Here is a 14,543-nt window from a genome sequence, read left to right on the forward strand (position 1 = left end):
CCATGAGCCTTTACGACAGCACCCAGCCCTATCCCCGTGACCTGGTCGGCCATGGCCGCGACGTGCCGCACGCACGCTGGCCGGGTGGCGCCCGCATTGCCGTGCAGTTCGTGCTGAACTACGAAGAAGGCGGCGAAAACAACGTGCTGCATGGCGACGCCGGCAGCGAGCAGTTCCTGTCCGAGATCATTGGCGCGGCCAGCTTCCCGGCCCGCCACATGAGCATGGATTCGATCTATGAATACGGCTCGCGCGCAGGGGTGTGGCGTCTGCTGCGCGAGTTCGAACAACGCGGCCTGCCACTCACCGTGTTCGGCGTGTCGATGGCACTGGCACGCCACCCGGAACTGACCCAGGCCTTTGTGCAAGGCGGTCATGAAATCGCCTGCCACTCGTGGCGCTGGATCCACTACCAGCACATGGACGAGGCCACCGAGCGCGAGCACATCGCCAGGGGCACCGAGATCATCCGCGAGATGACCGGGGGGCTGTGGCCCCAGGGCTGGTACACCGGCCGGGACAGCCCCAACACCCGTCGCCTGCTGGTGGACCACGGCGGCTACACCTACGACAGCGACTACTACGGTGACGACCTGCCCTTCTGGATGAAGGTCGAGAAGACCAATGGCGAGACCGTGAACCAGCTGGTGGTGCCCTACACGCTCGATGCCAACGACATGCGCTTTGCCGCGCCCCAGGGCTTCAACACGGGCGAGCATTTTTTCGAATACCTGCGCGACAGCTTCGATGTGCTGTATGCCGAAGGTGACCCGCAAGGCCTGGACCGCCCCAAGATGATGAGCATCGGCATGCACTGCCGGCTGCTGGGCCGCCCGGGCCGCATGCGGGGCCTGCAGAAGTTCCTGGACCACATCCAGGCCCATGCCGATGTGTGGGTGTGCCGCCGCATCGACATCGCCCGCCACTGGATGGCCACCCACCCCTGCCCTGCACCATGAGCACCCTGACCTTGCACGCCCTCAATGCGCTGGACCGCGCGGGCTTCGTGGCGGCGCTGGATGGCGTCTACGAGCACTCCCCCTGGATCGCCGAGCGGGCCGCTGCCGCACGCCCCTTCCGCACCCTGGCCCACCTGAAGCACGCACTGGCCCAGGTGGTGCGCCAGGCCAGCGAGGCCGAGCAGCTGGGCCTGATCCGTGCCCACCCCGAGCTGGCCGGCAAGGCCGCAGTGGCCGGAGAGCTCACGGCCGAATCGACCCACGAGCAGCGCACCGCAGGCCTGACGCACTGCACCCCGGCCGAATTCGAGCGCCTGCAGCAACTCAACCGCGACTACAACGCGCGCTTCGGCTTCCCCTTCATCCTGGCCGTGCGAGGGCCGCGTGGCCTGGGCCTGAGCCGCCAGCAGATCATCGACACCTTCGCCCGCCGCTTGCGCCACAGCCCGGCCTTCGAGCGGGCCGAATGCCTGCGGCAGATCCACCGCATTGCAGAGATCCGACTGAACGACAAGTTCGGCCACACGCCCACCCAGGGCAACCAGGTGTGGGACTGGGCCGAGGCCCTGGCCGTGCACACCGAGGGCGAGCCCGGCGTGCTGACCGTGACCTACATGACCCCGGCCCACCAGGCCTGTGCCCGCCAGTTGCAAGCCTGGATGCAGGCCTGTGGCTTTGACGAGGTGAACATCGACGCCGTAGGCAATGTGGTGGGCCTGTACCACGGCACCGACCCGCAGGCCCCACGCCTGCTGACCGGCTCGCACTACGACACCGTGCGCAATGGCGGCAAGTACGACGGCCGCCTGGGCATCTTCGTGCCCATGGCCTGCGTGCAGGCCCTGCATGTGCAGGGCAAGCGCCTGCCCTACACCCTGGAGGTGGTGGGCTTTGCCGAAGAAGAAGGCCAGCGCTACAAGGCCACCTTCCTGGGGTCGGGCGCCCTGATCGGCGCCTTCAACCCTGCCTGGCTGGACCAGGCCGATGCACAGGGCATCACCATGCGCCACGCCATGCAGGCCGCAGGTTACTCGGCCCACCTGGCCAACATCCAGGCCCTGCAGCGCGATGCCAGCCAGTACCGCGGCTTTGTCGAGGTGCACATCGAGCAGGGCCCCGTGCTCGACGAAATCGATCAGCCCCTGGGCGTGGTCAGCGGCATCAATGGCGTGATGCGCCTGACCGGCCGCGCCACCGGAGTGTCCTGCCACGCCGGCACCACCCCCATGCCCATGCGACATGACGCCGCGGCGGCCGTGGCCGAGTTGCTGCTGTACGTCGAACAACGCGCCCTGGCCGACGCCGCCTCGCCCCACGGCCCCTCGGTGGGCACCGTGGGCGTGGTGCACGTGCCGCACGGCGCGGTGAACGTCGTGCCCGGGCTGTGCGATTTCACGCTCGACCTGCGCGCGCCCACCAACGCACAGCGCGACGCCCTGTGCGCCGACGTGCTGGCCCAGGCCCAGGCCATTGCCGAGCGCCGCGGCGTGCAGATCGACATCGAAGAATCGGTGCGGGCGGCCGCTGCGCCCTCGCACCCGGCCTGGCAAGCCCGCTGGGAAGCCGCCGTGCAGCATGTGGGCCTGCCCGTGTTCCACCTGCCCAGTGGCGCGGGCCACGACGCCATGAAGCTGCACGAGGTCATGCCTCAGGCCATGCTGTTCGTGCGCGGCGGCAATGCCGGCATCAGCCACAACCCGCTGGAAACCATCACCAACGACGACGCCCAGTTGTGCGTCGACGCCTTCATGCACCTGCTGGAGCACGCATGACCTCGCCTTCTTCCCCCGCCTCGCTGGACGCGGCCTACGCCGAACTCGACCGCTGGATCGACGCCCATTTCGACGAAGAAGTGCGCTTCCTGCAGGCCCTGGTGCAAGTGCCCACCGACACGCCCCCCGGCAACAACGCGCCCCACGCCGAACGCACGGCCGAGCTGCTGCAGTCCTTCGGCTGGCAGGCTGAACAACACCCCGTGCCCGAGGCCGAGGTCAAGGCCTATGGCCTGACCAGCCTGACCAACCTGATCGTGCGCCGCCCGTTTGACAGTGGCCCTTCTCGCAGTGGCCCAGGCCGCACTGTGGCCCTGAACGCCCATGGCGATGTGGTGCCCCCCGGCGAAGGCTGGACCCACGCTCCCTATGGCGGCGAAGTGGTCGACGGCAAGCTGTACGGCCGCGCCTCGGCCGTGAGCAAGAGCGATTTCGCCACCTTCAGCTACGCCGTGCGCGCCCTGGAAGCCCTGGCCGCCAGCGCTCAGGCCCCCGCCCTGAAAGGCGCGGTGGAGCTGCACTTCACCTACGACGAAGAGTTCGGCGGCGAGCTGGGCCCGGGCTGGCTGCTCAAGCAAAAGCTCACGAAGCCTGACCTGCTGATCGCGGCCGGCTTCAGCTACGAAGTGATCACCGCCCACAACGGCTGCCTTCAAATGGAAGTGACCGTGCAGGGTGTGATGGCCCATGCCGCCATTCCCGAAACGGGGGTGGATGCGCTGCAGGGTGCGGTCACCATCCTCAATGCCCTGTACGCCCAGAACGCCCTGTACCGCCAGGTGATATCCAAGGTGCCGGGCATCAACCACCCTTACCTGAACGTGGGCCGCATCGAAGGCGGCACCAACACCAACGTGGTGCCGGGCAAGGTGGTGTTCAAACTGGATCGCCGCATGATCCCGGAAGAAAACCCGGTCGAGGTCGAGGCCCGCATCCGCCAGGTGATCGCCGAATCAGCGGCGTCTTTCCCCGGCATTCAGGTCGAGGTCAAACGGCTGCTGCTGGCACATTCCCTGAAGCCCCTGCCCGGCAATGCCCCGCTGGTGCAGGCCTTGCAAAAGCATGGTCTGGCCGTGCTGGGCGAGCCCTTGCCTGAAAAGGGCACACCGCTGTACACCGACGTGCGCTTGTACTGCGCACAAGGCGTGCCGGCCGTGATTTATGGCGCAGGCCCACGCACCGTGCGCGAAAGTAACGCCAAGCGCGCCGACGAGCACCTGGTGCTGGAAGACCTGCGCCGCGCCACCAAGGTCGTGGCCCGCAGTCTGTGTGACTTGTTGCACACCGCTGCCTGAAATTGACGCTTTACGCCCCTGGTTTCCACCAGATGAAGAGGGCTCAAGGCGCCTCACAGCCTGTCGATAACGCCGCAGAGCTGGGTTTTTTCCGGTAGCGCGTGGTGCGTGGTGCACCCGCCCTGGAACTCCCGCTCGGCAGGAGTTCCGGCATGGCCACCTCGATCCCCAGTTTGACCACCGCGCAGATTGCGTCGCTGTCCACCCGCACCATTTCGCTGCTGGGCACGGAAGACTGGGCTGCCTTCAGCACGGCACAGATTGCCGCGCTGACCACCGCACAAATGCTGGCCATCACGCCAGTGGGACTGGCGGCCATTGGCACCGAACAGATCGCTGCCCTGGAAACCCAAGACCTGAGGGTGCTCGGTGCGCCGGCCATCCGGGCCCTGACCACGGGGCAACTTGGCGCCCTCACCACCGAACAGGTGGCTGCCCTGACCACCACGCAGGTTGCAGCCCTGACCACCACCCAGGTGCCCGCCCTGACCAGTGACCATGTGGCTGCGCTGAGCACCCAGCAGGTGGCTGCGCTGACGGTCACGCAAGTGGGGGTGCTGACCACCCAGCAGGTCAGCGCCATCGAAACGCAAGACATTCAGGCCATGACCAGCCTGCAAGTGCGGGCCATCAGCACGGCGGGCATCGAAGCCCTGACCACCGACCAGGTGGTGGCCCTGACCACACAGCAGGTGTCCGCCCTGACCACCACCCAGGTGGTGGCGCTGCAAACGGAAGACATCGCGGCCATGGAAACGCGTGACGTGGTGGCCCTGAGCAATGCGCAGGTGCGTGCCCTGACCACGCAGCAGGTGGCAGCCGTGACCACCGAGCAAGCCAGCAGCCTGACGTCGGCCCAGCTCAATGCACTGGGCTCGACCCAGGTGGTGGCGCTGGACACGGCCGCCGTGGCCGCCCTGACCACCCAGCAGGTGAGCAACCTGGCCGCCACCCAGGTGGCCGTGCTGAGCACCGCCCAGATCCAGGCGCTGGAAACACAGGATGTGGCCGTGCTGTCGATCAACCAGGTCAAGGCCCTGACCACGGCCCAGGTGGGCGCCTTGGTGACTGACCAGGTGGTGGCACTGACCACCACCCAGGCCACTTCACTGACCAGCACCCAGCTGGCTGCCCTGGGCACCCACCAGGCAGCAGCGCTGGAAACCCAGGACGTGGCCGCGCTGAACACGATCGCCCTGAAGTCGCTGAGCACCGCGGCCGTGGCCGCATTGGGCACCGAGCAAGTGGCCGCGCTGACCAGCGCCCAGGCCGCCAACATCACCAGCACCCAGGTGGCGGCATTGGCCACCGAGCAGGTCGCGGCCCTGAGCACAGCGGCCGTGGCGGCGCTGAACACCGCCAACGTGCGCGCGCTCGACACCGAAGGGGTTGCCGCGCTGACCACACAGCAATCGGCAGTGCTCAGCGCCACGCAGCTCACCGCACTGAGCACGGCCCAGGTGGCCGCGCTCAACACCGACAACGTGGCGGCCCTGAGCTCTCAGCAGATCAACAAGCTCACCACCGCCCAGGTGGCGGCGCTGGAAACCCAGCAGGTGGTGGCCATCACCACCGACAACGTGGCCGCGCTCACCACGGCGCAGTTCCGCGCGCTGAGTTCGGCGCAGATTGCTGCGGTCACCACCGAGCAGGTGGTCGCTTTCACCACGGCGCAATCGGGCGTTCTGAGCAGCCAGCAAGCCGTGGCGCTGAGCACCGAGCAGCTCGTGGTGATCGAAACGCGTGACCTGGCGGCCATCCAGTCGGGCGTGATCGGCGCACTGGCCAGCAACGCCATCGCCTCGCTGACCAGCACACAGGCCGCCACCCTGACCAGCCAGCAGATCAGCGCACTGAACACTGCCCAGGTGTCGGCGCTCACCACCGAACAGGTGCAGGCCCTGACCAGCGCACAACTGGCCCGCCTGAGCACGGCGCAGGTGTCGGCCCTGAGCACTGGCCAGGTCGAGGCCATCGAGACCGCAGACCTGCGCGCACTCAGCACGGCGCAGATCCGTGCCCTGTCCACGGCGCAGGTCGAGGCACTGACCTCGGCACAGACCGCTGCCCTGGGCACCGCCCAGCTGGTGGCCCTGACCAGCGCGCAATTCGCCGCCCTGGCCACCGACGACCTCAACGCCCTGAGCACGGCACAGTTTGCAGCCCTGGCCAGCGCCCAACTGACGGCACTGACCACAGCCCAGGTCAACAGCCTGGAAACCGATGACCTGCGCGCGCTGACCACACTGCAACTGCGCAACATCGGCACAGCGCAACTGGCGGCCCTGACCACCGAACAGGCGGCCGCTCTGACCACCGCCCAGGTCGGCAGCCTGAGCACTGCACAACTGCAGGGCCTGGGCACCGACCACATCGACGCCCTGACCACGGCACAGGCCCGCGCCCTGACCGCAGCGCAGCTCAGTGCCCTGGGCACCGCACAGGTGGCCTCGCTGACCACCGACAACGTGGCCGTGCTGAACACCACCCAGCTTCGCGCGCTGGGCAGCGCACAGATCCAGGCCTTGACCACCGAGCAGATCGTGGCATTGACCACGGCGCAGTCGGCCTCGCTGAGCTCGACACAGCTGGCTGCATTGAATTCCGAGCAGCTGGCTGCCTTTGAAACTGCCGACCTCGCGGCCCTCAACACCTTCGCCATGCGCTCGCTGAGCACCGCCGCACTGGCGGGCCTCACCAGCGACCAGGTCGTGGCCTTGACCACTGCCCAGGCGGGCACGCTGACCACCGCACAGGTGGCGGCCTTGAGCACCGAGCAGGTGGCGGCCCTGGAAAGCCGCGACCTGGCGGCTTTGACCTCCAACGCCGTGGCCGCCCTGGGCACGGCGGCTATCGCGGCGCTGACCACAGAACAGGCGCCTGCGCTCACACTGGCCCAGGTGGGTGTGCTGACCACCGCCCAGGTGGCCGCGCTGGACACGGAAGATGTGGCTGCACTCACGTCGGCCCAGGTCGGCCGACTCAGCACGGCCCAACTGCGTGCCCTGACCACCGAACAGATCGTGGTCCTTGAAACCCAGGACCTGCGCGCCTTGTCGTCGCTGCAGATCCGGGCTCTGCGCACCGACCAGATCGCTGCACTCGAAACCAGCCAGATCGTGGCCCTGAGTTCGCAACAAGCGGCAGCCCTGACCTCCGACCAAGCGGCACAACTGAGCAGCGCCCAGGCCGCTGCGCTGGAAACCGCCGATCTGGTGGCACTGACCACCGCGGCCCTGCGCAGCCTGAGCACCGGCGCCATCGAGGCACTCGGTTCGGCCCAGATTGCCGCCCTGACCACCGGCCAGGTGGCCGCGCTGACCACCGAGCAGGTGGCGGCCATCGAAACCGCCGACATGGCCGCCTTGAGCACTGCCCAGGTTGTGCGCCTGAGCACGGCCCAGGTGCAGGCACTGACCACCGACCAGGTGGCCGCACTGGAAACGGCTGACCTGTCGGCCCTGAGCAGCGCGCAAGTGCGCAGTTTCTCGACCGCACAGCTGGACGCCCTCAGCACCGAGCAGGTGGCCTCGCTGACCACCGGGCAGGTGGCTGGGCTGAGCACCACCCAGGTCGCCAGCTTGTCCACCGACACGGTGGCGGCACTGACCAGCCGACAGATCGCCGCACTCACCAGCGCCCAGGTGGCCGCACTGGACACCGCCCAGGTGGCCGCGATCGAGTCGGCCGACATGGCCGCCTTCAGCACCTTGCAGGTCTCGCGCCTGAGCACCGCCCAGGTGGCCGCCCTCACCACTGACCAGGTTGTGGCCTTGGGCACGGGCCAGGCCGCCGCACTCACCTCGGCGCAACTCGCCGCCCTGAACACCGAACAGGCTGCAGCCCTGGAAACACAAGACGTGGCCGCGCTGAATGCAGCACAGATCACGCACCTGAGCACCGCAGCCGTGGCCGCACTCAGCACGGCGCAGGTGGTGGCCCTGACCACCGCCCAGGCCGCAGCGCTGAACAGCGCGCAAGTGGCTGCGCTGACCACCGAGCAGGTGGCCGCGCTGGAAACCCGTGACCTGGCTGCCCTCAAGACCGACGGCATCGCGGCCCTGGACACCTCGGCCGTGGTGGCCCTGAGCTCCAGCCAGATGGCGGCACTGAACTCGGCCCAGGTTTCTGCCCTGACCACCCGCCAGGTGCTGGCCATCGAAACCGAAGACCTGGCGGCCATGACCACGGCACAGTTCGCCCGCTTCAGCAGCACCCAGGTGGCGGCGCTGAGCACCGATCAGATCGCGGCCATTGACACGGCCGACCTGCGCGCCCTCAACGCCGTGCAAGTGCGTGCCCTGGGCACGGAACAGGTGGCTGCATTGACCACCGACCAGGCCACGGCCCTGAGCAACATCCAGCTGGCGGCCCTGAGCACCCAGCAGGTGGCGGCACTGGCCACAGCCAATGTGCAGGCCCTCAGCAGCGCGCAGTTCACGGCCCTGACCACGGCACACATGGCAGCCCTGGGCACCGAGCAGATCCAGGCCATCGAGACGGCCGACCTGCGCACCCTCAGCTCGGTGCAGCTGCGTGCCCTGAGCACACAACAGGTGGCGGCACTGGGCACCGACCAGGTGGCCTCGCTCACCACGGCCCAGGTGGCCAGCCTGGGCACTGGCCAGGTGGCCGCCTTGACCACCGAACAGGTCGTGGCACTGGGCACGGCCCAGGTGGCCAGCCTGACCACGGCCCAGGTGTCTGCACTGGGCACGGCCCAGGTGGTGGCGATCGAGACCGCTGACCTGGCGGCCCTGACCTCGGCGCAGATCCGCGCCCTGGGCACCAGCCAGGTGGCCGCGCTGGGCACTGAACAGATCGAGGCCCTCACCACCACCCAGGCCAGCCTGCTGAGCGCCAGCCAGGTGGCGGCCCTCACCACCGCCCAGGCGGTGGCCTTGCAGACCGCCGACCTGGCCGCCATCGGCAGCCTGGCCCTGCGCAGCCTGAGCACCGACGCGGTGAAGGCCCTGACGTCCGATCAGATGGCCGCCCTGACCACAACCCAGGTGGCTGCACTCACCTCGGCCCAGGCCCAGGCGCTGGAGACCACGAACATCGCAGCGCTGACCACCGCACAGGTGCGCGCACTGGTCTCGACCCAGCTCAACGCCCTGAGCACGGCGCAGGTCGCTGCCCTGGAAACCCAGGACGTGGCTGCCCTGCAGACCGGGCAGCTTGCCTTGCTGAGCAGTGCGCAAGTGGGCGCCCTCACCAGCGAGCAGGCGGGTGCACTGACCACGGCACAGGCCTTCGCCCTCAGTTCCGCCCAGGTGGCCGCGCTGAGCAGCAGCCAGGTGGCCGGGCTGGAAACGGCTGACCTGGCGGCCATCAAGGCCACCGTGATCCGCAGCCTGGCCACTGAAGCCGTGGCCGCGCTGAGCACCGCCCAGGTCGTGTCCTTGACCACGGCCCAGGTGGCCAGCCTCAGCACCGCCCAGGTGGCGGCACTGAGCACCGAACAGGTGGCAGCGCTGGAAACCGCCGATCTGGCGGCTCTGACCACCGCTGGCGTGCTGGCCCTGAACAGCGCGCAGATCCAGGCGCTGACCACGGCACAGGTCGAGGCCCTGACCTCGGCTCAGGTGTCCGCACTGGCCACCGAGCAGATCGTGGCCATCGAAACCGAAGACATCCAGGCCCTGACCTCCGGACAGTTCGCCCGTCTGAGCACCGACCAGGTGGCCGCCCTCGACACCGCCCAGGTGGCCGCCATTGAAACGGCCGATCTGCGCACCCTCAGCGCTGTGCAGGTGCGGGCGCTGCTGACCGACCAAGTGGCCGCACTGAGCACCGACCAGGTGGCCGCCCTGACCAGCACCCAACTGGCCGCGCTGGGCACGAACCAGATCGTGGCCCTGGACACCGAAGACATCGCCACCCTCAGCTCGGCCCAACTGGGTGCCTTGACGGGTAACCTGCTGGCTGCGCTGACCACGGGCCAGGTGCAGGCCATCGAAACGGCCGACCTGGCCAGCCTGAGCACCACCCTGCTGCGCTCGCTCACCGCCGATCAGGTCGAGGCGCTCACCACCGAGCAAACCACGGCCCTGAGCAGCACCCAGCTGAACAACCTGACCTCGGCACAGGTCCAGGCCCTGGAAACCTCTGACCTGGCCGCGTTCAGCAGCGCACAACTCAGCAACCTGAGCACCGTGCAGTTCGCCCTGCTGGCCACCGACCGCATCGCCGCCATCGAAACCGCCAACATCGCGGCACTGACGACCCAGCAGGTGCGCTCGCTGACCACGGCGCAAGTGGCCGCGCTCACCACCGACCAGGTCGTGGCGCTGGGCACCGCCCAGGCGGCCGCCTTGCAGGCCACCCAGACCGCCGCACTGGGCACGGCCCAGGTGGCCGCACTGGAGACCGCCGACCTGGCCGCATTGAGCACCTTCGCCCTGCGATCGATCAGCACCGCTGGCGTGGAAGCCTTGACCAGCGATCAGGTGGCCGCACTCACCACGGCCCAGGCCCAGGCCCTGACCACGGCGCAGGTGGCCGCCCTGACCACCGGTCAGGTGGCCGCTCTGGAAACCGACGACCTGGCCGCTTTCACCACCGCCAACCTGCGGGCCCTGGGCACCGCCGGGCTGGAAGCGCTGACCACCGCACAGGTGCAGGCGCTGAGCACCCAGCAGCTGGTGTCACTGGGCACCGACCAGGTCCAGGCCCTGACAACCGCCAACGTGCAGGCCCTCACCACCCAGCAGGTGGTGCAGCTCACGGCAGGCCAGGTGGCCGCGCTGGCCACCGAACAGGTGGTGGCGCTGGAAACCCAGGACCTGTCGGTGCTGACCAATGCCCAGGTGCAGGCCCTGACCACCGCGCAGCTTGATGTGCTGACCTCCGACCAGGTGGCATCGCTGACCACCCGCCAGGTGGCCGCCCTCACCACCGCGCAGGTGGCGTCGCTTGACAGTGACGCCCTGACGGCCCTGACCACGGCCCAGGTGGCATCGCTGACCACCGCGCAGCTCAATGCCTTCTCGACCCAGCAGATCATCGCGCTGGAAACCGAAGACATCGCAGCCCTGACCACCGCGCAGATCTCGCGTCTGAGCACCTCGCTCATCGCGGCCCTGGGCACCGAGCAGATCGCCGCGCTGGAAACCGCCGATGTGGCGGCCCTGACCACGGCGCAGGCCCTGGCCCTGACCACCGCCCAGATCGTGGCCTTCACCACCGACCAGATCCCGGCGCTGGAAACGGCCGACATCGCGGCCATGACCACCGACCAGCACCTGGCCTTCGAAGGCGATGACGTCGCCGCCATGACGGCTGCACAACTCGACACCTTCCTGCTGACCTCGCCCATCGTGCTGGACCTCGATGGCGACGGCGTGCGCACACTGGCCGCAGCCCAGGGCGTGAACTTCGACCTGGGTGCCACCGGCACGGCCCACCAGGTGGGCTGGGTCTCGGCCACCGATGCCCTGCTGGTGCGCGACCTGAATGGTGACGGCCAGATCAACGACGGCACCGAGCTGTTCGGCACGGCCACCCAGCTGAACAACGGCCAGCGCGCCGGTGACGGCTTCACGGCCCTGGCCGAGCTCGATGGCAACGCCGACGGGGTGGTCGACGGCCACGACGCCAGTTTTGCCACGCTGCGCCTGTGGATGGACGCCAACAGCAATGGCGTGACCGACGCCGGCGAGCTGCACGGTCTGACCGAGCTGGGGGTGGCCTCGCTGAACGTGGCCGCCAGCACCGGCACCGCCATGGACAACGGCAACCTGCTGGGCCTGGTGTCGAGCTACACCCGCACCGACGGCAGCAGCGCCGACATGGTTGACGTGTGGTTCGCCAAGGACACCACGGCGCCTGCCGTCGGTGACCTGCTCACCGCACCCTCGGCCGACATGGGCCTGCCAGGCGGGGCGAGCACCCCGGGCAACGCCCTGGGCGGAACCACCGCCAGCACCCCCACGGCAGACACCTCAGCCGACCAGGCCGCGGTGGCCCTGGCGCGCAGCCTGCAAGACGAACAGCAACGCGCCAGCCAGCTGCCGCTGATCTGACCGCCACACCCAGACACCCGGGCGGCTGAAAACCGCCCGGTCTGATCTGTCACAAGAACCCCCTGGGTGCCTGGGTCGGGTTTCTTGCGACAATTTCAGCCATGTCTGCCCCCGCCCCTGCCGCTTACCTGCACAGCTCGTTCTACAAATTCGTGCGCCTGCCCGACCCCGATCACGTGGTCGAGGTGCTGCGTGAACTGGTGGCCCCACTCACCGGCAGCATCCTGGTGGCCGAAGAAGGCATCAGCGGTGCCCTGGCGGCCGAAGCCGAGGCCCTGGCCACCTTCGAGCACGCCGTGCAGCACGACCCACGCCTGAACGGCGCTTTCGCCGGCATGGTGTTCAAGCACAGCGCCTGCGCCACCCGCCCGTTCTGGAAGGTGCGCGTGCACCGCAAGAAGGAAATCGTGGCCCTGGGCGTTGAAGGTGTGACAGGCGTGGCCGACACCGAGCCCCGCCAGCGCACCGACCGCACCCATGTCAGCCCCCAGCAGTGGCGTGAGCTGATCCAGCGCGACGACGTGGTGGTGATCGACAACCGCAACCACTTCGAATACCGGCTGGGTCGTTTCAAGAACGCCATCGACCCCAAAGTCGACAACTTTCGTGATTTCCCCAGCTACCTGCAGGCCATGGCCCCGCAATGGAAGGCCGAAGGCAAGCGCGTGGCCATGTACTGCACCGGCGGCATCCGCTGCGAAAAAACCGGTGCCTGGATGCAGAACGACCTGGGGCTGGACGTGTTCCAGCTCGACGGCGGCATCGTCAGCTATTTCCAGGCCCTGCCCGATGCCGACCGCGACTGGGAGGGCGAGTGCTTCGTGTTCGACAACCGCGTGGCCATCGACACCCGGCTGCAGGAAACAGGCACCACCGCCGAGCAGGTGTACAACAACAGCCCGGACGAAGCCTGGCGGCTGGCGCGCGCTCGGCGGCTCGACTCGGCAGAACCCAAGTCTTCGTGAATCTTCTCAAAACATGCCGTCAAATAGGGAAACAGTGCTCATAAGCCATTGATCTGAAAAGGTTAGGTCACTTAAAATGGCCTCAATAATCTTCTCAGAACATGCGCCCTCGCCTGCAAAACGCCCGCGACGACCTGCTGACCGTCCTGCGCCAGCACCGCGCATGCTCGGCCTCTGAACTGGCCACAGCACTGGGCGTGAGCGTGCCCACCGTGCACCGACTGCTGGCCGAAGCGGGCGAGCAGGTGGTGCGGCTGGGCCAGGCGCGGCGCAGCCGCCATGCGGCTGTGCGCCGCTTGCGGCACGACCGCGGTGGCACCGGTGTCATCCCCATTTACGAAGTGCTGCCCAGCGGCCGGGCCCAGCCGGTCAGCCAGCTGCAAGGTGTGGCGCCTTTCGGCACGGCCAGCCCCTGGCCTGCCGCGCACTGGCCTCTGCCCGCTGAATCGGCCGACGGCTGGTGGGACGGCCTGCCCTGGCCCCTGCAAGACATGCGCCCCCAGGGCTACCTGGGCCGCCAACTGGCCCGCCGGGAACACCAGGCCCTGGGCCTGAGCCCCAACCCGGCCGAATGGGACGACGACGACGTGCTGCACGCGCTGCAGCACCGAGGCGAAGACTGCAGCGGCAGCCTGATCGTGGGCGCCCAGGCTTACGAACGCTGGATGCAGCAGCGCCTGACCGCGCCCGCCGCCCTGCCCGAGGCCGGCCACGCCAGCGCTTACGCCCACCTGGCCGAGCAAGCCGTGGCCCTGGGCGTGCCGGGCTCCAGCGCCGCCGGTGAGTTCCCCAAATTCAGCGCGCGCCGCCTGCTGAGCGGGCGCCCCACCGAGCACGTGCTGGTCAAGTTCTCGGGGGCTGACACCTCACCCACCGTGCGGCGCTGGGCCGACCTGCTGGTGTGCGAGCACCTGGCCCTGCACAGCCTGCAGCACCATGGCCTGGGCCCCGCGGCCCACACCCGCGTGCTGCAGCATGGCGGTCGCACCTTCCTTGAGGTGGAACGCTTCGACCGCCACGGCACCTGGGGCCGCAGCCGCCTGTGCAGCCTGGACACCGTGCAAGGCGCCTTCCTCGGCAGCCGTGCCACCGATTGGCCCAGCCTGTGCCGTGCGCTGCACCAGCAGGGCTGGCTGGGCGCCGAAGCTCTGGCCCAGGCCGAGCGCTGGTGGTGGTTCGGCCGCCTGATCGGCAACACCGACATGCACCTGGGCAACCTCAGCCTGGTGCCGGGCCCTGGTCAGGGCCCGTCGGGTCAGTCACCACGGCCTGGCTTCATGCTGGCCCCCAGCTACGACATGCTGCCCATGCTGTACGCGCCCCTGGCCGGCGGCGAAGTGCCGCCCCGTCAGTTCGAACCACCCTGGCCCCTGCCCGAGCAGCGGCCCGCCTGGCAAGACGCCTGCCGCGCCGCGCTGCACTTCTGGCAAGCCGCCAGCACCGAGCCGCGCATCAGCCCGGCCTTCCGGGGCGAATGCGCCCACAATCTGCAGCGCCTCCAGGCCCTGCACACCCAGGTGTGAGC

General features: G+C 68.7%; 6 protein-coding genes. All 6 read left to right on the plus strand.

Annotated features, from left to right (window positions below):
• Positions 1-2: 2 nt before the first annotated feature.
• The 6 genes from puuE (at position 3) to yjjJ (ending at position 14,541) form a co-directional block, all read left to right on the plus strand.
• Positions 3-959: an allantoinase PuuE gene (puuE, locus tag EYS42_RS04970; RefSeq protein WP_130966755.1), complete on the plus strand. Its 957-nt coding sequence runs from the start codon at positions 3-5 to the stop codon at positions 957-959.
• On the plus strand, positions 956-2,731 hold the full coding sequence (gene uraD, locus EYS42_RS04975) for a 2-oxo-4-hydroxy-4-carboxy-5-ureidoimidazoline decarboxylase (RefSeq protein ID WP_130966756.1): 1,776 nt from the start codon (positions 956-958) through the stop codon (positions 2,729-2,731). Before puuE ends, uraD begins: the two co-directional genes overlap by 4 nt.
• Positions 2,728-4,026, plus strand: a complete 1,299-nt coding sequence (locus EYS42_RS04980; protein ID WP_130966757.1) for a M20 family metallopeptidase — start codon at positions 2,728-2,730, stop codon at positions 4,024-4,026. The genes uraD and EYS42_RS04980 overlap by 4 nt, the downstream gene beginning before the upstream one ends.
• A 152-nt stretch (positions 4,027-4,178) precedes the next feature.
• A complete protein-coding gene (locus EYS42_RS04985) occupies positions 4,179-12,053 on the plus strand; it encodes a beta strand repeat-containing protein (RefSeq protein ID WP_130966758.1) in 7,875 nt (2,624 codons plus the stop codon).
• Between the two features lie 101 nt (positions 12,054-12,154).
• A complete protein-coding gene (gene trhO / locus EYS42_RS04990) occupies positions 12,155-13,018 on the plus strand; it encodes an oxygen-dependent tRNA uridine(34) hydroxylase TrhO (protein WP_130966759.1) in 864 nt (287 codons plus the stop codon).
• A 101-nt stretch (positions 13,019-13,119) separates the two neighbouring features.
• Positions 13,120-14,541: a type II toxin-antitoxin system HipA family toxin YjjJ gene (gene yjjJ, locus EYS42_RS04995; protein ID WP_130966760.1), complete on the plus strand. Its 1,422-nt coding sequence runs from the start codon at positions 13,120-13,122 to the stop codon at positions 14,539-14,541.
• The last annotated feature ends 2 nt before the right edge of the window (positions 14,542-14,543 follow it).

Origin of the sequence: Aquabacterium lacunae, assembly GCF_004310865.1 — a bacterium.
GTDB lineage: Bacteria > Pseudomonadota > Gammaproteobacteria > Burkholderiales > Burkholderiaceae_C > Aquabacterium > Aquabacterium lacunae.

Bases quoted from the DNA above. Each gene is read 5' to 3' on its own strand.
- puuE (WP_130966755.1), top strand. From the start codon at position 3: ATGAGCCTTTACGACAGCACCCAGCCCTATCCCCGTGACCTGGTCGGC.
- uraD (WP_130966756.1), top strand. From the start codon at position 956: ATGAGCACCCTGACCTTGCACGCCCTCAATGCGCTGGACCGCGCGGGC.
- EYS42_RS04980 (WP_130966757.1), top strand. From the start codon at position 2,728: ATGACCTCGCCTTCTTCCCCCGCCTCGCTGGACGCGGCCTACGCCGAA.
- EYS42_RS04985 (WP_130966758.1), top strand. From the start codon at position 4,179: ATGGCCACCTCGATCCCCAGTTTGACCACCGCGCAGATTGCGTCGCTG.
- trhO (WP_130966759.1), top strand. From the start codon at position 12,155: ATGTCTGCCCCCGCCCCTGCCGCTTACCTGCACAGCTCGTTCTACAAA.
- yjjJ (WP_130966760.1), top strand. From the start codon at position 13,120: ATGCGCCCTCGCCTGCAAAACGCCCGCGACGACCTGCTGACCGTCCTG.